This window comes from Paraburkholderia sp. UCT31 (genome assembly GCF_014397655.1).
Classification (GTDB): Bacteria; Pseudomonadota; Gammaproteobacteria; order Burkholderiales; family Burkholderiaceae; genus Paraburkholderia; species Paraburkholderia tuberum.
Genome location: NZ_VZQP01000006.1, coordinates 31,435 through 47,818, shown reverse-complemented (window position 1 = coordinate 47,818; position 16,384 = coordinate 31,435). Strand labels below are relative to the sequence as shown.

Below are 16,384 nucleotides of genomic sequence, written 5' to 3'. Positions count from 1 at the left end.
TCAAAGTCCTTTGAGTGAGGGGAAAAGACCGGCGAGCCGCGCGTACAGCAGCACGTCGTACTGCAAATAGATGGCGAGGGCGGTCAGCATCACCAGTACGCCGAATACCTGTTGCAGGCGCTCCGCGTGACGTGAGACCACACGTACATGACGCGTCACGTAATGGCCGCCGTAGATGATCGCGAGCATCGGAATCGCTGCGCCAATCGCATACAGCGTGAGCAGCAGAGCCGACCAACCGAGATCCTGAGCCTTCACGACGAGCACCAGAATCGACGCGAGCACGGGGCCGGCGCAGGGCGTCCATACCGCGCCGAGCGACATGCCGAGCACGAAGCCGCCCGCGTTGCCGCTGCCGGGTTGCGTACCTGGCGCAATGGCCGCGCCGATGCGCTCGAGCGGCCCTTGCAGTTGCGCGGCGAGCCAGTCGTAAGGGCGCGGCCAGATACGCAGAAGCCCGGACAGCGCGAGCAACGCAATGCCGGTATTGCGCAGTACCTGTTGCGCGACGTGCACGGTGCTCGACACCGCGCCCAATAGCAGCGCGAAAGACGCAAAAGTCAGAATGAAGCCGGCGACGATGAACAGTGGCCGCGTGCGGCTCGGTCGTTCGACGGAAGTGCCGAGCAGGATCGGCATCACCGGCAGCACGCAGGGAGAGGCAATCGTCAGCAGCCCGGCGAGCAGGGCGAGCGGAGTTTCGAGCGTACTGTGCATGATGGGCGTTCCGTTGGCTGGGATGGCCGTATTGGAACGCCCGCACGTATCTGGTTTATGTCGGGGTCAGGCGCGCTTGCAATGTAGTGTGTCTGCGTATGGCGCGGATACATTGCGACACAAATCGGTGAGGAACCGATGCGCGCCGGGGGCGAGGCGGCGGTAGCCGAACGCTGGCTCAGCGCGCCCTGCGCTTACGCACCGCGGTTCCGGTCGCGGCTTCGACGCTGTTTGCGCTGGACGTGGAGAACATCGGCATACGCTCCTCGATCCAGCGCAGCAATTCGAGAGGTCCCGGTGCGAGCGGACGGCCGGTCTTGACGAGCACACGCGCCTGCGCGCCGGAAAACAGCGGATGCGCGATCGGTATCGTCGTCAATTCGCCGCTCGCGATTTCGCGGTAGGCAGCGAATTCGCCGATCAGCGTCATGAAGTTGTCGACCGTGACGAAGCGCTTCAATGCGCTCAGTGAGTTGGTGGTCAGCGTCGCGGGAATCGACACGTTTTCGGCGAGTTCCGTCATCTTGACGACATGACCGATCCCAAAGGTGGGTGGCATCAACGCGAGCGGCCACGCGCGCAGGTCGTCGAGCGTCGCGGGTCGCTTGCGCTTCGCGAGCGGATGGTCGCTTCTTAGCAACAACACGACCGGCTGCGGCGAACTCGCGCGATGCTCGAGGCGCGCATGAGGCGGCGGATTGTACGCAAGCCCAATATGGGCACGACTTTCGGCGACTTCTTCCTGGATCGCGTCGACCGCGAGCATATCGAGGCCGATTTCGAGTTCTGGATATTGGACGCAGAATGGCGCGAGCACATCGTCGACCAGCGTATCGACGAAGCCTTCGCTGACCGCGAGCCGGATCTGCCCTCGCTGCAGGCCTTTCAACGCATGCAATTGATCTTCGAGCTTCTCCTGCTGCGAACGGTAGCCGCGCCAGAATTCGAGCAGATGCGTGGCCGCTTCGGTCGGCCTGACTCCGCGCGGCTGCCGCTCGAACAGCACCGCGCCGAGTTCGTCCTCGAGCAGCTTGATCTGCCGCGTGATCACGGAGGGTGACGTATTGATGCTTTCGGCGGCGCCGCGGATGGTGCCGTGCGTGAGCACCTCGTTGAAGTAGCGAAGGCGTTGCTGGTTGATCTCGCGCATGTGATTTGTCGATTGCGATTAATGTGTTGCCTACAAGGCAACGATTTGTGAACTTAGTTGCTCTTGCTGATGAAGGCTTGCGCTGTCACTATCTATCTCAAGCGGTGCGACAGCGGTAAGCCAGTGGTTCAGTCGTCAAGGCATCTCGTCTCGTTCGATTCGTTTCAGATTGCCATTGAAGTCTGCTCTGCCTGCACGGTGCCCGCATGCGGCTGTGTGATATCGCGCGCGAGCGGACCCGATCAATTCCGTATCAAAGCCTTTGCGTGAAGGAGAACAACCATGTCGGATCAGATCAATAGTCGCCGCCGCCGCTTTCTCGGAACGGCGGTTGCCGGTATCAGCCTGCTCGAATTGGGACTGGGCGGACTCGCGCATGCGCAATCGGCCGACGCGGCCGGCAATGCGAAAGCGGGCGCGCGCGTGGCGTCGTTCGAGAACATTCGCTCGATCAATGCGGGCACGCTGAACGTCAGCTACGCGGAAGCGGGCCCGCAGAACGGACCGGTGGTCATTCTGCTGCATGGCTGGCCTTACGACATCTACAGCTTCACCGAAGTGACGCCGTTGCTGACGGCGGCCGGTTATCGCGTGATCGTGCCTTACCTGCGCGGCTACGGCGGCACGCGTTTTCTGTCGGCGGATACGCCGCGCAACGGTCAACAGGCGGTGGTCGCAGTCGACATCATCAACCTGATGGACGCGCTGAAAATCGACAAGGCCGTGCTCGGCGGCTTCGACTGGGGGGCGCGCACGGTGAACATCGTCGCCGCGCTGTGGCCGCAACGCGTGAAGGCGATGGTGTCGGTGAGCGGCTATCTGATCGGCAGCCAGGACGCGAACCGCGCGCCGTTGCCGCCGAAGGCCGAGCTCGCGTGGTGGTATCAGTTCTATTTCGCCACGGAGCGCGGCCGCGCGGGCTATGAAGCGAACCGTCATGACTTCAACAAGCTGATCTGGCATACCGCCTCGCCGAAATGGAACTTCGACGACGCCACGTTCGAGCGCTCCGCCGAATCGTTCAATAACCCGGACCATGTTGCCGTGGTGATTCACAACTATCGCTGGCGTCTGGGACTCGCGCAGGGCGAGCCGCAATACGACGAACTCGAAAAGCGCCTCGCCTCCGGACCGACGATCGCGGTGCCGACCATCACACTCGAAGGCGATGCGAACGGCGCCGCGCATCCCGAGCCCGCAGCATACGCGAAGAAGTTTACCGGCAAGTATCAGCACCGCAATATCAGCGGCGGCATCGGCCATAACCTGCCGCAGGAAGCGCCGAAAGCCTTTGCGGATGCGATTCTCGACGTCACCCGCCTTTGATGGAGCCGGCGCGCGCCGGCTTCTTCTGAACGGAACCCCAGCAGTCGAACGTACGGCTGCTGGGGTTTTTTCATGAGCGGGCCATTTGCAACCCACCTGCAACCCGCACGACGCATGCGACGCCGGCCCTGCACGGCAGGTTCGGAAGTGGGTCTTTGTATCGCAATGTATCAACGGCATACGCAGACAAACACGCTTGCAGAAATGGGGGGTGACGAAAACATTGCAGATACGTTGGAGCGTTCTAATGTCTTCACGCAAGGTTGATTCACAACGTTGCGTGTGAATCAGGCGGGACGTCACAGTGTATCTGCGTTGATGGCTTCGCGTCCCGCTCAATCCTTATCCCTGATGGTTTGATACCCGGAGAAGACTCATGAAACTCGTTCAATCGCTGATCGTCGCCGCACTCGTCGCCGTTCCCGTCGTTTCGTTCGCGCAATCGCAGCCGCAACAGGCACTCACACGTGCCGAAGTCCGCGCGCAACTGGTCCAGTTGGAAAAGGCCGGCTACAACCCGGCCAGCGACAACACGCAATACCCGCGGAACATCGAAGCGGCAGAAGCGCGCGTCAGCGCCGGCAACGGCGCTACCGCCTACGGCGGTGTCGCGAATGGCAGCTCGGCTTCCAGCTCGCATGTGCCGATGAAGCATGCGGCCGCGAATGGCGCCAACGACGGCTCGAACGTCGTCGGCCTCGGCGCGATCTACGCGCACTCCTGATTCGTTGATCCCTGAATGTTTTGATACCCGGAGAAGACTCATGAAACTCGTTCAATCGCTGATCGTCGCCGCACTCGTTGCCGTTCCCGTCGTTTCGTTTGCGCAATCGCAGCCGCAACAGGCACTCACACGTGCCGAAGTCCGCGCGGAACTGGTCCAGTTGGAAAAGGCCGGCTACAACCCGGCCAGCGACAACACGCAATACCCGCAGAACATCGAAGCGGCCGAGGCGCGAATCAGTGCGGGCCATGACGCGGCCGCCTACGGTGGCGTCGCGAACGGCAGTTCCGCTTCGGGCTCGCACGTGCCGATGAAGCATGCGGCGGCGGATCGCGTGTACGACGGCTCCCACATCGTCGGCCTCGGTTCCATCTACGCGCATTCGTGATCGATGCAAATGAGCAGGCCGTCCGCGTGCATCGGCTCACGTCGACGCGCGGACTCCTTGTTTAACTCAACCTGTCGAGACAAAAACGATGACCACGCTGCTGAAAAAAATTCTGGGCTCCGTTCTGTTGCTGGGCGGACTGTTCGCGTTGCAGGCCACGGAGTCTGCGCAGGCCGCGCCGTCCGATGACCTGAAGGGCAAGAACGTCGTTCTCGTACACGGCGCTTTCGCTGACGGGTCCAGCTGGGACAAAGTGATCCCATTGCTCGAAGCGCGCGGCCTGCACGTGGTGGCCGTGCAGAATCCGCTGAGCTCGCTCGCCGACGACGTGGCGGCAACCCGGCGCGTGATCGCGCAGCAGAACGGGCCTGTGATTCTGGTCGGCCATTCATGGGGCGGCGTGGTGGTCAGCGAGGCCGGCAACGACGACAAGGTGAAGAGCCTCGTGTACGTCGCGGCATTTGCGCCGGACAACAGTCAGTCCATTGCCGACATCACGAAGGACCAACCCGCGCCAGTCTGGGCGAGCGAATTGCGCAAGGACTCGGCGGGTTATCTGACGCTATCGACCCAGGCGGTGCTGGACGACTTCGCGCAGGATCTGCCGCTGTCGCAGAAGCGCCTGATCGCGGCGACCCAGCAGCCTTGGGCCGCCGGCTGTATCGACGACAAGGTGACGAACGCCGCGTGGCATGGCAAGCCGTCGTACTTCGTGGTGTCGGGCCGCGACCGCATGATCGATCCGTCCTTGCAACTGGAGATGGCGAAACACATCGACGCGAAGATCACGCGCGTCGCCACGAGCCACGCTGCGATGCTGAGCCAGCCGCAGGCCGTGGCCGACGCGATCATCGCCGCCTCGCGGGCCGCGCATTGAAGCGCGAGCAGTCTTGTCAATCAGATTGCGATTGACGGGATGCTCTTCATGCAGCGCAGCGCGAACATCGAGCGGCTATGGCGAATGCCTGCGATCTTGTTTTTGCTGATCGAGCAATGCGACATAGCCGCGGATATACCCTTCGTTTTCGAGGCTTCAGAGAATGGAGATACGGCACGTTTGCGGCTTCACCGGTTCTGTCCCATCAGTACCTCGTCGAATGAAGCGCCTTGGTCGGCCAATCATCAGTACCTTTTGCTGGGCAGTACTTTTGCGCTGATATTCGCGTTGGGCGTGGCATCGGCGGCAATCTTCCCGCACCGTCTGCGTACGGTTCTACAGCGGCCGACGCGGCTGCGCATCGTGAACCGTCTGATGGGGAGCTTGCTGGTAGGGATGGGCACGCTGATGGCGGCGGTACGCTGACCATGAAACGATCCGCATACCGCCGCCGCGGGGAACAACGTCATCCTTATCGTCTGTACCGCGCGATATCAATGGAAAATGAGGTACAGGATGATCAGTACGATCACTGGAACGCCGAGCAGCCAGCCAAGTAGGTAAGGCATGATGTCATCTCCTTTCGTATTGAAGTTCGAATACGCAGGAGTTTCAGCAGGTAGCGTGCCTGGCTCGAAGATGTCGATCTATTCGGGCAATCGAACGACGGCAACCCCGATGGTCCGCGTATCGGGCTTTAGCCATTGTTCGAAAAGCCGAGCGTCATGTCGGCGAATTTGCCGTCCTTCTGTAGCCTGGCATTCGCGACCACGATATCGATGCCATAGCCGATTCCCGAACTTGCGCCGGTAATAAGCGCGACCTGATTGGCCAGTAACTTTTCCATCGAGTGCTTCGGCAACGACGAAAAAGCGCAGCCGCCAACTACGGGCACGCGACATCGCGCGGATAGACGGCGGCCCGCCTCATGTTCCAGTCCACTACGCGTGGTCTATATCACACCGGCAACCAGCAGAACGATCACCACGATCAGTACGATGCCGAGTCCACCGGTCGGACCATAGCCCCACGATCGGCTGTGTGGCCATGCTGGAAATGCGCCGATCAGCAGCAGAATCAGCACGATTAGAAGAATGGTTCCTAGCATGTTATGACCTCCGCCTGGTTGAGAGACCTGCTTTATCTACGTTGGCCACAAGGCCGCAGGGTAATCCCTAGGGAGCAAACCTTGTGCCCAAGGTCGATCCTTTAATCAGATCACCGGGACGGCGCGCGGTGCGTGCGGAGATTCTCGAGCCAATTGAAACGGCACCCGTCGCGCTCAAAACCTGAGCCGGGTGCCGTTTTTCCAATTGCGGACACGTCGCGCGTCCTATAGATAGGTTCCGCTGATGCGGCCTTCGAAGATCGCGGTGTTGATGTCCCAATCGTCGACGGTACCCGTGCCGCCACCGTCCACCTTGACGACTACCGAGCGGCCGCCGCGCAGCGTCTTCATCTGTTCGGCGCTCAGCGTTTTCTCGTCGGATGGCTCGCCCGCGCCGGGCGGCAGGTCTTTGATGATCACAGTGGCTTTCATGGCATTTCTCCTTGAGGTGGAAAGGCGAGCACAGTGCGGCGCCCGCATCGATTTCTGCAAGGCCTATGCCAATGTGAGGGAACGTGCGCCGCAACATGGAGCGGGGGCCGCGATGCGAAGCCTGGCAAGGTTCCGCGCGATAGCCGCGTTGAATCGCACTGAACACGATCGCGATTGCGCGTCGATGTGTTTGCGCGCGTCCCACGAGTCACGAGCGAATGGTTGGAGTGCAGCGCAGCGTCGCGCGTGGCGAACTCAGGCGTCCAACACTCAATCGCAAGCGCAAACAGAAACGGCACGCGCCATATGCGCGTGCCGTGATGGTGAAACGCCCCGGCGAGGAATGCTAGCGGCGCTGGCGTCTACGCGGCGAGGCTGCTTCCGCGATACGCAGATGCGCGGCCGGAAAGCCCGGCGGGTACTCGACGACTCGCATCGCGGCCGGCACCAGCGGCGCGGCGAGACTCGAGCGCGCGCCGACACGGGCGCCGCCGACGATCGCGGCCATCGCCTCGCGGTCCAGTTCGACGCTTTCGGTCAGATCCTTGATGCTCAGCTTGGCCATGATGGCTCCAGAAAGACGCTCCGGCGGCCAGACCCGTTCGGGTGCCGGCCGCCGTGCTCGGAATGTGTTCGGCGTGTCATTCGTTGTATAGAGGTCTCAACGCACTATCAGTATAGGAAATCCATTCGCGGCGCGCATGGCCGTGGTGTTGCCGCGGCAGTGAAGGAACCCCCAGTCCCCCGCTGCTGCCCCGGCTTACACGGCGGAGTAATTGGCGCCCGACAGGATAGGGTCGACTTTCAGCTTCAGCGGCAGCACGACGCCTGGGCCGATCGAACCGATGTCATTGAGCGCTGCGACGTTGACGATTTGCTGCTGAGCCAGATTCTGAGTGACGTTGACGTTGACGTTGACGTTGGCGATGCCGGCAAGGCTGCCGAGACCACCAAGGCCCGAGGGCATGGGCACGTTGCTGCCGGTGCCGCCGGCGATCCCGGACATGGCCCGGCGGTCGAGTTCGCGCGTGCCGGACAGATCGCGAATCATGAGGGATGACATGGCGTTTCTCCAAAGACGTACGGAAAGCGGACATGAATGGCTCGCGGCGAAGCGGCCCGCGGCTGCGGGCGCCTCGCCGCACCACGCACTATTAGTGGTTGCTGTTGCTCGAATTGATATACGGCGAGAAGTCCGACGTGATGCCGCTGGCGAGCGCAACATCGTTGCCGTTGGCGTTCTGGAAGTTCAGTTCGTTACTGATCAGTTGCGTGGTGGTGCTGTTCTTGACGCTGGTCGGCGCATAGACCGGGGCGAAGCTGTAGTACTTGCTCGGGCCGAAGCCGCCGCGTACGGCTTGCATGGCTTTGCTGTCGAGTTGTTCGGTGACGGACAGGTCTTTGATCATCAGCGTTTTCATGGTGAGTCTCCTGAAAGAAGTTTTCGCAGTGTTGCGAGTGGTTTCGAGCAATTCGTTTGCTCGGACATCACTAATGCACGGGCTGTGCCAGTATTAATCAAGGATCCTGAGGAAATCGGCGAAGCCCTGTCGTATAAGGGTTTTGCGCGTGGAGGGACCACCGTGCCGGTCAGCTCGAAACACGCTGACGCGCTCGGAGCGGTGGCCGCGGTCCGACATCGCGGCGGACCCTGTTGGATGGCGCACGACATTGCCCGAGCCAGCACGCGGCGCGGCGCGCGGCTCATGCCTGGTTTGCGAAAGCGCGGACCGGGAGCTAGTATCGAAACGGCACATGTAACTGGATATGACAGGTTTTCTATCGACCCGCGTGGCGTCGGTCGCATGCGACACGGTCCAGCGGCAACGGTGGTGCTTCGCACAAATGGCTAGCCTTGCGCGTGTGATTCTCGACTTCCAGAGCGGCGAGCTGTCGCGTGACGAGTTCGTCGCGCAGCTCGACAGCGCGTTGGCGACCGAGCAACTCGGTCCGACGCGGCTGCTGGAGATGCTGTACGCCGCGCATCATCGGTCGCCGTTGCCCGACGATCTCTACCTGGAAGTGCGGCGGCGCATCGAGCTGCTGCGCGTGTCGAACGTCGCGGCGGGTGGCGAGGAAACCGGCATCCAGACCACGGTCGATCTACCGTCGCTGCGTTCGTCGAGCGCTGGCAGTGCGGGCGCCGCGAGTACTGCCGGCAGCGCCGCGCACGAGACCATCAAAGGCATCGGCGATACGCTGAACAACCGCTTCGTGCTCGAGGAGTGCCTCGGCGTGGGCGGCATGGGCACCGTGTACAAGGCGCTCGATCTGCGCAAGCTCGAAGCGTCGGATCGCAAGCCCTATCTCGCGATCAAGGTGCTGAACGTCCAGTTTCGCGGCAATCCGAATTCGCTGGTCGCGCTGCAGCGCGAGGCGCGCAAGGCGCAGGTACTCGCGCATCGCAACATCATCACCGTCTACGACTTCGACCGCGACGGGCCGATCGTCTATCTGACGATGGAGTACCTGAGCGGCAAACCCTTGAGCCAGCTGCTGCGCACGCCGGGCTATCAGGGCATGCCGGTGCGGGCCGCGCTGCCGATCGTGCGCGGCATGTGCGCGGCGCTCGCGTACGCGCACGAACGCGGCTTCGTCCATTGCGATTTCAAACCCGCGAACGTGTTTTTGACCACGAATGCCGAAGTGAAAGTGATCGACTTCGGCATCGCGCGCGTATTCCAGCGGCCTGAAGAGGAGAGCGACGCGACGGTGTTCGATCCCGGCAGTCTCGGCGCGTTGACGCCGGCCTATGCGAGCCCGGAGATGATCGAGCATCGCGAGCCGGACCCGCGCGACGATATCTACGCGCTTGGCTGCATCACGTACGAGCTGTTGACGGGACATCATCCGTTCGATCGCCTGTCGGCCACGCAGGCGCGCAATGCCGATTTCAAGCCGCAGCGTCCGGCGAATCTCGATGCGCGACAGTGGCGCGCGTTGCGTGCCGCGTTGTCGTTCGATCGCAATACGCGGATACCGAGCGTCGTGCGCTTTATCGCCGAGTTCGACAATGAAGCGCGCGCGGAGAAGTCCGGGACGCTCGCGTGGGTCGGGCTCGCTGGCCTCGCCATCGTGTGCGCGGTCACCGTGGGCGTGTTCGCTTTTCGCTCGGGGTCCAGCCGGCAGCACGCCGCACAAACCGAGGCGGCGCGATCGCAGGGCGATCAGGTCGATCGGGCGGCTGGGGCGTCCGCTGTCGCGCCTGCAACGAATGTCGCGCAGACAACGCCTCCTCCGGCGCCCGCGCCGAAGCCCGCGTTGACGCTCGCCGCGATCACGCCCACGCTTGCCCAGGTGCCGTGTTCGGCTTTATCGGGCGCGGTGCAGGACCACGCACTGACGGTACGCGGTTTCCTGTCGCAGCGATACGGTGCCGCGCATCTGAAGGAGACGTTGGCGGCGCTGCCTGGCGTCGATACGGTTTCGCTAGACGTGCGGCCGCTCGCCGACGATAAATGCGACTTCGTCAAAACGCTCGCGCCGTTTCTGGTGCGCAACTGGCAGGCGGGGCGCGTGGCGTCGCTGCAGATGCGTCCGCCAAGCGGTTTTCTCACCGAGAACGACTCGCTGGTGGTCGACCTGAAAGCCCCGCCGTTCGATTCCTTTGCGACCGTCGACTACTACCAGCTAGATGGCCACGTCGTGCACATGGTGCCCAGTCGTCTGTGGCCGGACAATCAGATGCAGGAGAACGGCGGTCCGTACACGATCGGCAGCAATGCGGGCGATTGGACCGTATCGAAGCCGTTCGGCTCGGAAATGGTGGTGCTGGTGGTGACGCCGGTGCCGCTGTTCGACAAGCTGCGCCCGGAAAGCGAAGCGCGCGCCGATTATCTGCGCGCGCTCGAGACCCGGCTCAAGCAGATTGGCGGTCAATACGGGCAGGATCGCCTGTTGGCGGACTTCGCCCCGATTACGACCAGACCCGCGACGCGATGATCCGTCAGGGAGCCAATCGACACGGCTTTTAGTGCAGATCCTTGACGACGCGAAAACCGTTCTGCGATTGGCGCACGCCCGCGCTGTATTTGAAGCGCGTCGCGCTGAGCATGTAGTCGCCGCCTTCGCGCCATGAGCCGCCGCGAATCGCGCGCATCTCGCAGCCGGGCGAGTCCCACGCGTGGCCATCGACGGGCGCGCCCTGATAGGTGTTGTGCCAGCAGTCGGCGGTCCACTCCCAGACACCGCCGTTCATGTCGTACAGACCCAGCGGATTCGCGGCGAACGTGCCGACGTTTTCCGGGCCTTCCTTGTGCCACGGGTCGCCGCAGTCCTTGCAATTGGCGTTGCCCTTGCGCATCTGCTCGCCCCACCAGTACGCGGTCGTGGTGCCGGCGCGGTCCGCGTATTCCCATTCGGCTTCGGTCGGCAGACGGTACGGTTTGCCGGTCGTTTTGGCGAGCCACTTGACGTACTGCTGCGCGTCGTCCCAACTGAGATCACGCGCGGGTGCGGTCTTGATGCTATTGCTCTGCGGCGTCAGCTTCTGGCAGGCGCCGGCGGCGACGCACGCATTCCATTGCTCGACCGTCACGGGGAATTTACCGATCGCGAAGGGCGCGCCAATGCTCACGTGATGCACGGGCTTTTCCGACGGATCGTCGGTATTGCTGCCCATTGCGAACGAGCCGGCGGGTACCGCGACCATGACCGGACAGGCCGCGCAGTCGCGGATTTCACCGGCCGTCGGGGGATGAGCGACGGTCTTTTCGGCGAATGGCGCCGCGGCGGCCGTGGCGGGCGGCGTTGGCGATGGCGCGGCAGCGGGGCGCGGTGGCGGCGCGGCTGCGCTGGCTTGCGTCGCGGGATGCGTGACCTGGGCAGGCGGCGTGGGTGGCGCGACGTGACCGCTCTGCGTCGCGGGCGCGGCTGGCGGTGCAGCCGGCGCGGCACTCACCGTGGGAGTCGATGCCGCCGCGCGCAATCGATCGATACGCGCATGCGCGAGTGTGGCGAAGCGGCCATTCGGATAGGCCTTCAGATAAGCCTCGTAATCGGCTGGGTAGTTGCTGTCCTTGATCGAATCCCAGAACGTGATTTCGTATTGTTCGCCGCTTTCCTTGGGCATGATGCCGCGACTGCGCGGCGTGATGGCGCGACGCTCTGACGTATTCGACGACTCGATAGCGCCTTCGCCACTTGTGGGAATGGATGAACGCGCGACAGAGAGCCACGGTTGCTGCGTTCCGCGTGTAGCGGCGCGTACTTCGGCGTCGACCTGTCGGAACAGCGCGGCGAGCGATCGGGACGATGCGTCGGCGTCGTTGAGCGCTTGCAGCAAGGCATCGGTATAGACGCCATGGCGCGGACCGTCCGCCGCGAAACCGCCCGGTGCGGTTGCATAGGCAATCACGGTGTTGGCAGCGATCCTCGGTTTATCGATCGCAACCGCGGCGGGGGCAAATGGATTGTCGAGGCACGTATCGAGAATCACGAGATTGAGCCGGCCGGCACGGGCGGATTGCATCGCATGCAAAACGGTATTCAGATCGACGCCGCTATTCAGTAGCGACACCGGCGCACGGATGTCGGCTCGCGCATCGAGTCCTGCCGGCAAAAGCAGCGTTTGTGCGCCTACCTGCATGCCGTGTCCGGCGAAATAGAACACTCCGATATCGCCTGTTTGCAATCGTCGTTGAAATTCGTCGATGGCCGCGCGCATTTGCGGCGGCGTAGCATTCGTGCGCGTGATGACTTCGAAGCCACGCGCACGGAGCGCAGCGCCGATCGATTCGGCGTCGCGCGGCGCGTTGGCGCGGATCGGGTTAGTGGCGTCACCGTACTCGCCATTTCCGATCACGAGCGCGACACGCCGCGAATGCGTGTCGTCGCGTGACGAAGCAAAGGGTGAAGGGAGCAAAGCGGTGTCCGCCGGCCGCGCCGGATGACTCGCTACCCAAGCCGGGCTCGGCTCGATGCTTTCACGTTGCGTCGCGGCAGCGGCACCGTCCCACTGCGCCTGGATTGCCCCAACCATGCACACCAGCAGGAATCGTCGCCACATCTTTATATCCTGTTTGTACCGGACAGAGTTCAGGCATTCGTGCACCAGGCTCGCGCTGCCTGCGCTCTTCATTAACGATAGCACGCGCTTTGCGTCACAACTGTCCGGGAGTCCTTAACGCGTCATACGGTTAACGAGCATTGCGTATCTTTTTGGCAAGTTACGTCCTAAGCTGATTCACAAAGTCACGTCACACGGTCGTTTTAACTAGGTGGCTGCCTGCCGGTTTCGACCCGCGACATGCCGCTCGAACACCCGGAAGGTCATCGATAGCCGGGCCCCAGCCATGACTCCTGTTCGGGAGAGTGCGCTATGCGAAGAACCCGTGTTTCCTTTCTTTTCGGCAGTCGTGATCCGGCGCAAGCGCGTTGCGGCGGATTACGCGCGGCGGTGTGCGCGACGCTCGTCGCGGTCTGCCTTGGTATCGGCACTGGCGGCGTTGCGCGCGCCGAGCGGACACCGTCTCCGCCGGGGGCCGAGGAGTACATCATCTGGCCGTCGGATGGCGCGGTGATTCACGGCGGAAAGTTGTGGGTGCGCATGGGGCTGCGCAATATGGGCGTGTGTCCGAAGGGCGTCGCGTTTCCGAATACCGGCCACCATCATCTTCTGATCGACACGGATTTGCCCGCGCTCGATCAGGAGATTCCATCGGATCGCCAGCACCTGCATTTCGGCGCGGGCGAAACCGACGCGCGCATCGAGTTGCCGCCCGGCAAGCACACGCTGCAGCTGATTCTCGGCGACCATAATCACGTGCCGCACGTGCCGCCCGTGTATTCGAAGAAGATCACCATCACCGTGCTAAAGAACTAACGCGGTCCGTTCGTTCGAACTGGTCAAGCCGGAACGGAGAGTCCTGATGAAGAAGATCATTGCGGCCGCGGCATTCGTCGCAGCGGCGCTGACGGTATCGACCGCGCCGCAGGGCGCGTGGGCAGCGACGCCGTCGCCGCCCGGCGCCTACGCGTATATCGGCTATCCGAACGATGGCCAGGTGGTGCCCGCCAATAAACCGTTTCGCGTGTGGTTCGGTCTGCGTTTCATGGGGGTCGCGCCGAAAGGCGTGAAGTACCCGAACACCGGCCACCATCATCTTCTGATCGATACCGATCTGCCGCCGATGGATCAGGAGATACCCTCGGATCGCCATCATCTGCATTTCGGCGCCGGCGAAACGGAAACGATGATTTCATTGCCGCCAGGCAAGCATACGCTGCAGCTGTTGATGGGCGACGACATGCATATGCCGCACAACCCGCCGGTGTATTCGAAGAAGATCACGGTGATCGCGCGCTGACTGTCATCGAGCAGCCAACAATGGCGCGCGCGCTGTCGGCTGCGATCCACCATTCACCGGTCTCGCTCTGCCGCTCGTCAGCGTCGGGACAGCGGGTGCGATCTTCCTGGCCTTTGCTACAAGGCGTTCAGGACGCGAATGACGAAAGCAAGGCACTCCTGGCATAGCCCATGCATCAGTAGCGCCCGAGCAGACAAGTTGCTCGAACCCGACGCACCACGATGCGCTTTCCCATTCCCAGGAGATTTGCCATGAACACGCTGATGATCAAGGACCTGTCCAACACCGAACTACTCGACAGCAAGGCGATGAGCGCCGTGCGCGGTGGCAACGGCTACTATTCGATGCCGTCGTACCTCAGCTACGCGCCCGTCTATGCGCCGAGCAGCATCAAGAACGTCTCCACGACGCAGATGATCAACACGGAAATGAACATCCAGAGCGCGAACGGCAACGACTCGGCGCTGGTCAGCGGTACGACCACCTACATCCAACCGACCATTTACTCGAGCAACGTCAACAACGGGTAGTGAGCGGCGCACGCGCGGCCCGGGCGGCCGCGTGTGCGTGCCCCCACAGGCGCACCGCTCAAAAAGACCGCTAAGCCAATCGTCCTTTCCACGCATCCTTCGCGTATCCGCCGCTCCCCGCATCGACTTTTCCGCCGCTTCATTGCCGAAGCCGCGCGGAAGCGGCTCGGGCTGAAAAACCGGGCATCTCGCGCGAAACAGGCGGGTGCAACTGGAGACCACCGTGTCAGCATTGCCGGAGTCATCGTTCGATTCGTCGTGTGATTCGCTGGACCTTCAGCGGGTTCCTGCTGAAGCCAGGACGCCTCGCCGCATAGCCCGTGTACTGCGCGGGATCTGCGCGGCAACGATGTGCGCTTTGGCAGTGAGCGCGTGCGTCGACGTCAGCATGCCGGCTTATCAACGCCCGGACACGCCGGCCAAGACATCGTGGTCGGATCGCAAGGGCGCGCCGGTATCGGCCGCGGAGACGATCGAGCGCGATTGGTGGAAGGGCTTCCAGGACCCGTACCTCGATACGCTGATCGACAAGGCGATTGACGGCAACTTCGATATCCGGGTGCTGGCCGCACGCATCGAAGTCGCGCACACGCAGATCAGCGAGACAGGCGCGGCCGCATTGCCGACGGTGGACCTCGGTGCCGGCGCCGACTATACGAAGACGACTGGCCAGCCTTTGACGAAGACGTACAACCTCGCGCTGCAGGTGAACTGGGACATCGACATCTGGGGCAAGGTCGAAAAAGGCGTGCAGGCGCAAAAGGCCGAATTCCACGCGAGCGAGGCGGATTGGCGCGCGGGGTATCTCGAACTCGTCGCGAATGTGGCCAGTACCTATTTCCAGATCCTGCAATTCGACGACCAGATCGCACAGCAGCAAAAGACCATCGCCACGAACAAGCAAATCCTGACGATCTACGAAGGCCAGGCGCGCAATGGGCTCGTGCCGCAAACGCAGGTGTTGCGCCAGCAGGCGGAGATCAACCGGCTCACCAACGATCTCTATGATCTGCGCCGATCGCGGGCGGTCTCCGACAACGCGTTATGCACGTTGCTCGGCGTGCCGGCCGGCGAATTCCATGTGCCGCAGGGCCATTTACAGGAGCGCGTGAAATTGCCGGGCGTGCCCGATGGTTTGCCCGCGCAATTGCTGTCGCGCCGCCCCGACGTGGTGGCGGCCGAATTCAGGGTGCTCGAGGCCTATGACCTCGTCGGTCAGTCGAAGCTCGCGCAATTGCCGAGCATCGGCCTCACCGCGCAAGGCGGCACGGCAAGTTACGCGCTTAACCAGTTGCTGAAGTCGTTCACGTTCGGCCTGATGCCGAGCATCAATTTTCCGCTGTTCGATCCGGGCGTGCGCGCACATGTGAAGGTGACCGAGGCGCAATCGAAAGTCGCCGAGCAGCAATATCGCGTGGCCGTGATGGGCGCATTCGAGGAAGTGGAGAACGCGCTCGTCAATCTGAGTGCCCATAAGGCGCAGCACGCGGAATTGCAGCAGCAGGTGTCGCGCCTGCAGATCGTCGCTGATCAGATCCAGTCGCAACTGCGCCTTGGCGTCGTGTCGCAACTCGAAGTATTCGAAGACGAGCGGACCTTGCTGGATGCGCAACAGGCGTTGCTGGAAAACCACCAATTGATTCTGTCCGACACGGTAACGCTTTATAAGGCGCTCGGCGGCGGATGGCCAGGTGTCGACGTGCAAGCGCAGGTCAAAGAGAAGTAACGAAACATTGAGCTAATCCACGAGTTGGCGTACCGCGCGGGTATTTCGTCGGCTGACGGCTTATCCGCGGTCTTCTCATCCGGCGATATCCAAATTGAC

Annotated in this window: 18 protein-coding genes and 2 pseudogenes; 10 read left to right on the top strand and 10 right to left on the bottom strand. The window is 62.5% G+C overall.

The window, feature by feature from the left end; genetic code table 11:
* Together F6X40_RS06095 and F6X40_RS06090 are read right to left on the bottom strand one after the other, a co-directional pair.
* Positions 1-717, bottom strand: a complete 717-nt coding sequence (locus F6X40_RS06095; RefSeq protein WP_187627141.1) for a cytochrome c biogenesis CcdA family protein — start codon at positions 715-717, stop codon at positions 1-3.
* 178 nt (positions 718-895) lie between these two features.
* The gene (locus F6X40_RS06090; RefSeq protein WP_187627140.1) at positions 896-1,867 is read right to left on the bottom strand and encodes a LysR family transcriptional regulator; all 972 of its coding nucleotides are present in this window, start codon (positions 1,865-1,867) and stop codon (positions 896-898) included.
* Positions 1,868-2,149: 282 nt separating this feature from the next.
* Between F6X40_RS06090 and F6X40_RS06085 the strand changes: the two genes are divergently transcribed.
* The 4 genes from F6X40_RS06085 (at position 2,150) to F6X40_RS06070 (ending at position 5,182) form a co-directional block, all read left to right on the top strand.
* The gene (locus F6X40_RS06085) at positions 2,150-3,193 is read left to right on the top strand and encodes an alpha/beta fold hydrolase (RefSeq protein WP_187627139.1); all 1,044 of its coding nucleotides are present in this window, start codon (positions 2,150-2,152) and stop codon (positions 3,191-3,193) included.
* A 376-nt stretch (positions 3,194-3,569) separates the two neighbouring features.
* Positions 3,570-3,917 (top strand): DUF4148 domain-containing protein, encoded by a 348-nt coding sequence (locus tag F6X40_RS06080; protein WP_184072826.1) that lies wholly within the window; start codon positions 3,570-3,572, stop codon positions 3,915-3,917.
* Between the two features lie 40 nt (positions 3,918-3,957).
* Positions 3,958-4,305 carry a DUF4148 domain-containing protein gene (locus tag F6X40_RS06075; RefSeq protein WP_187627138.1) on the top strand — a complete coding sequence of 116 codons (348 nt, stop codon included), beginning with the start codon at positions 3,958-3,960 and terminating at the stop codon, positions 4,303-4,305.
* A gap of 88 nt (positions 4,306-4,393) precedes the next feature.
* Positions 4,394-5,182 carry an alpha/beta fold hydrolase gene (locus tag F6X40_RS06070; protein ID WP_187627137.1) on the top strand — a complete coding sequence of 263 codons (789 nt, stop codon included), beginning with the start codon at positions 4,394-4,396 and terminating at the stop codon, positions 5,180-5,182.
* Between the two features lie 20 nt (positions 5,183-5,202).
* Here the strand turns inward: F6X40_RS06070 and F6X40_RS43450 are convergent.
* A pseudogene (locus F6X40_RS43450) lies at positions 5,203-5,280 on the bottom strand (AsnC family transcriptional regulator); the annotation flags it as partial.
* Positions 5,281-5,437: 157 nt separating this feature from the next.
* Here F6X40_RS43450 and F6X40_RS06065 point away from each other — a divergent pair.
* Positions 5,438-5,608, top strand: coding sequence for a hypothetical protein (locus F6X40_RS06065; protein ID WP_410452386.1), 171 nt, complete (start codon positions 5,438-5,440; stop codon positions 5,606-5,608).
* 331 nt (positions 5,609-5,939) lie between these two features.
* On the opposite strand, the pseudogene F6X40_RS06060 reads toward F6X40_RS06065, so the two are convergent.
* From F6X40_RS06060 to F6X40_RS06035, 6 genes and pseudogenes are all read right to left on the bottom strand, one after another.
* A pseudogene (locus tag F6X40_RS06060) lies at positions 5,940-6,029 on the bottom strand (sugar dehydrogenase); the annotation flags it as partial.
* Between the two features lie 105 nt (positions 6,030-6,134).
* Entirely contained in the window at positions 6,135-6,290 is a 156-nt protein-coding gene (locus F6X40_RS06055) for a DUF3309 family protein (RefSeq protein ID WP_018423731.1), read from the bottom strand.
* Positions 6,291-6,515: 225 nt separating this feature from the next.
* The gene (locus tag F6X40_RS06050; protein WP_184072833.1) at positions 6,516-6,722 is read right to left on the bottom strand and encodes a hypothetical protein; all 207 of its coding nucleotides are present in this window, start codon (positions 6,720-6,722) and stop codon (positions 6,516-6,518) included.
* A gap of 346 nt (positions 6,723-7,068) precedes the next feature.
* On the bottom strand, positions 7,069-7,287 hold the full coding sequence (locus tag F6X40_RS06045) for a hypothetical protein (protein ID WP_184005151.1): 219 nt from the start codon (positions 7,285-7,287) through the stop codon (positions 7,069-7,071).
* Positions 7,288-7,482: 195 nt separating this feature from the next.
* Entirely contained in the window at positions 7,483-7,785 is a 303-nt protein-coding gene (locus F6X40_RS06040) for a hypothetical protein (protein WP_090807592.1), read from the bottom strand.
* Between the two features lie 91 nt (positions 7,786-7,876).
* The gene (locus F6X40_RS06035) at positions 7,877-8,143 is read right to left on the bottom strand and encodes a hypothetical protein (RefSeq protein WP_187627136.1); all 267 of its coding nucleotides are present in this window, start codon (positions 8,141-8,143) and stop codon (positions 7,877-7,879) included.
* 424 nt (positions 8,144-8,567) lie between these two features.
* On the opposite strand from F6X40_RS06035, the gene F6X40_RS06030 reads away from it, so the two are divergent.
* Complete coding sequence (locus tag F6X40_RS06030) at positions 8,568-10,664, top strand: serine/threonine-protein kinase (RefSeq protein ID WP_187627135.1); 2,097 nt, start codon at positions 8,568-8,570, stop codon at positions 10,662-10,664.
* A gap of 28 nt (positions 10,665-10,692) precedes the next feature.
* On the opposite strand, the gene F6X40_RS06025 is transcribed toward F6X40_RS06030, so the two are convergent.
* Positions 10,693-12,729 carry an SUMF1/EgtB/PvdO family nonheme iron enzyme gene (locus F6X40_RS06025; protein WP_187627134.1) on the bottom strand — a complete coding sequence of 679 codons (2,037 nt, stop codon included), beginning with the start codon at positions 12,727-12,729 and terminating at the stop codon, positions 10,693-10,695.
* 312 nt (positions 12,730-13,041) lie between these two features.
* On the opposite strand from F6X40_RS06025, the gene F6X40_RS06020 reads away from it, so the two are divergent.
* From F6X40_RS06020 to F6X40_RS06005, 4 genes are all read left to right on the top strand, one after another.
* Positions 13,042-13,545: a DUF4399 domain-containing protein gene (locus tag F6X40_RS06020; protein ID WP_187627133.1), complete on the top strand. Its 504-nt coding sequence runs from the start codon at positions 13,042-13,044 to the stop codon at positions 13,543-13,545.
* A gap of 46 nt (positions 13,546-13,591) precedes the next feature.
* Complete coding sequence (locus tag F6X40_RS06015) at positions 13,592-14,029, top strand: DUF4399 domain-containing protein (RefSeq protein WP_090807583.1); 438 nt, start codon at positions 13,592-13,594, stop codon at positions 14,027-14,029.
* Between the two features lie 251 nt (positions 14,030-14,280).
* Complete coding sequence (locus F6X40_RS06010) at positions 14,281-14,559, top strand: hypothetical protein (RefSeq protein ID WP_187627132.1); 279 nt, start codon at positions 14,281-14,283, stop codon at positions 14,557-14,559.
* A gap of 349 nt (positions 14,560-14,908) precedes the next feature.
* Complete coding sequence (locus F6X40_RS06005) at positions 14,909-16,285, top strand: efflux transporter outer membrane subunit (RefSeq protein WP_222946010.1); 1,377 nt, start codon at positions 14,909-14,911, stop codon at positions 16,283-16,285.
* The last annotated feature ends 99 nt before the right edge of the window (positions 16,286-16,384 follow it).

Bases quoted from the DNA above. Each gene is read 5' to 3' on its own strand.
- F6X40_RS06095 (WP_187627141.1), bottom strand. From the start codon at position 717: ATGCACAGTACGCTCGAAACTCCGCTCGCCCTGCTCGCCGGGCTGCTG.
- F6X40_RS06090 (WP_187627140.1), bottom strand. From the start codon at position 1,867: ATGCGCGAGATCAACCAGCAACGCCTTCGCTACTTCAACGAGGTGCTC.
- F6X40_RS06085 (WP_187627139.1), top strand. From the start codon at position 2,150: ATGTCGGATCAGATCAATAGTCGCCGCCGCCGCTTTCTCGGAACGGCG.
- F6X40_RS06080 (WP_184072826.1), top strand. From the start codon at position 3,570: ATGAAACTCGTTCAATCGCTGATCGTCGCCGCACTCGTCGCCGTTCCC.
- F6X40_RS06075 (WP_187627138.1), top strand. From the start codon at position 3,958: ATGAAACTCGTTCAATCGCTGATCGTCGCCGCACTCGTTGCCGTTCCC.
- F6X40_RS06070 (WP_187627137.1), top strand. From the start codon at position 4,394: ATGACCACGCTGCTGAAAAAAATTCTGGGCTCCGTTCTGTTGCTGGGC.
- F6X40_RS06055 (WP_018423731.1), bottom strand. From the start codon at position 6,290: ATGCTAGGAACCATTCTTCTAATCGTGCTGATTCTGCTGCTGATCGGC.
- F6X40_RS06050 (WP_184072833.1), bottom strand. From the start codon at position 6,722: ATGAAAGCCACTGTGATCATCAAAGACCTGCCGCCCGGCGCGGGCGAG.
- F6X40_RS06045 (WP_184005151.1), bottom strand. From the start codon at position 7,287: ATGGCCAAGCTGAGCATCAAGGATCTGACCGAAAGCGTCGAACTGGAC.
- F6X40_RS06040 (WP_090807592.1), bottom strand. From the start codon at position 7,785: ATGTCATCCCTCATGATTCGCGATCTGTCCGGCACGCGCGAACTCGAC.
- F6X40_RS06035 (WP_187627136.1), bottom strand. From the start codon at position 8,143: ATGAAAACGCTGATGATCAAAGACCTGTCCGTCACCGAACAACTCGAC.
- F6X40_RS06030 (WP_187627135.1), top strand. From the start codon at position 8,568: ATGGCTAGCCTTGCGCGTGTGATTCTCGACTTCCAGAGCGGCGAGCTG.
- F6X40_RS06025 (WP_187627134.1), bottom strand. From the start codon at position 12,729: ATGTGGCGACGATTCCTGCTGGTGTGCATGGTTGGGGCAATCCAGGCG.
- F6X40_RS06020 (WP_187627133.1), top strand. From the start codon at position 13,042: ATGCGAAGAACCCGTGTTTCCTTTCTTTTCGGCAGTCGTGATCCGGCG.
- F6X40_RS06015 (WP_090807583.1), top strand. From the start codon at position 13,592: ATGAAGAAGATCATTGCGGCCGCGGCATTCGTCGCAGCGGCGCTGACG.
- F6X40_RS06010 (WP_187627132.1), top strand. From the start codon at position 14,281: ATGAACACGCTGATGATCAAGGACCTGTCCAACACCGAACTACTCGAC.
- F6X40_RS06005 (WP_222946010.1), top strand. From the start codon at position 14,909: ATGTGCGCTTTGGCAGTGAGCGCGTGCGTCGACGTCAGCATGCCGGCT.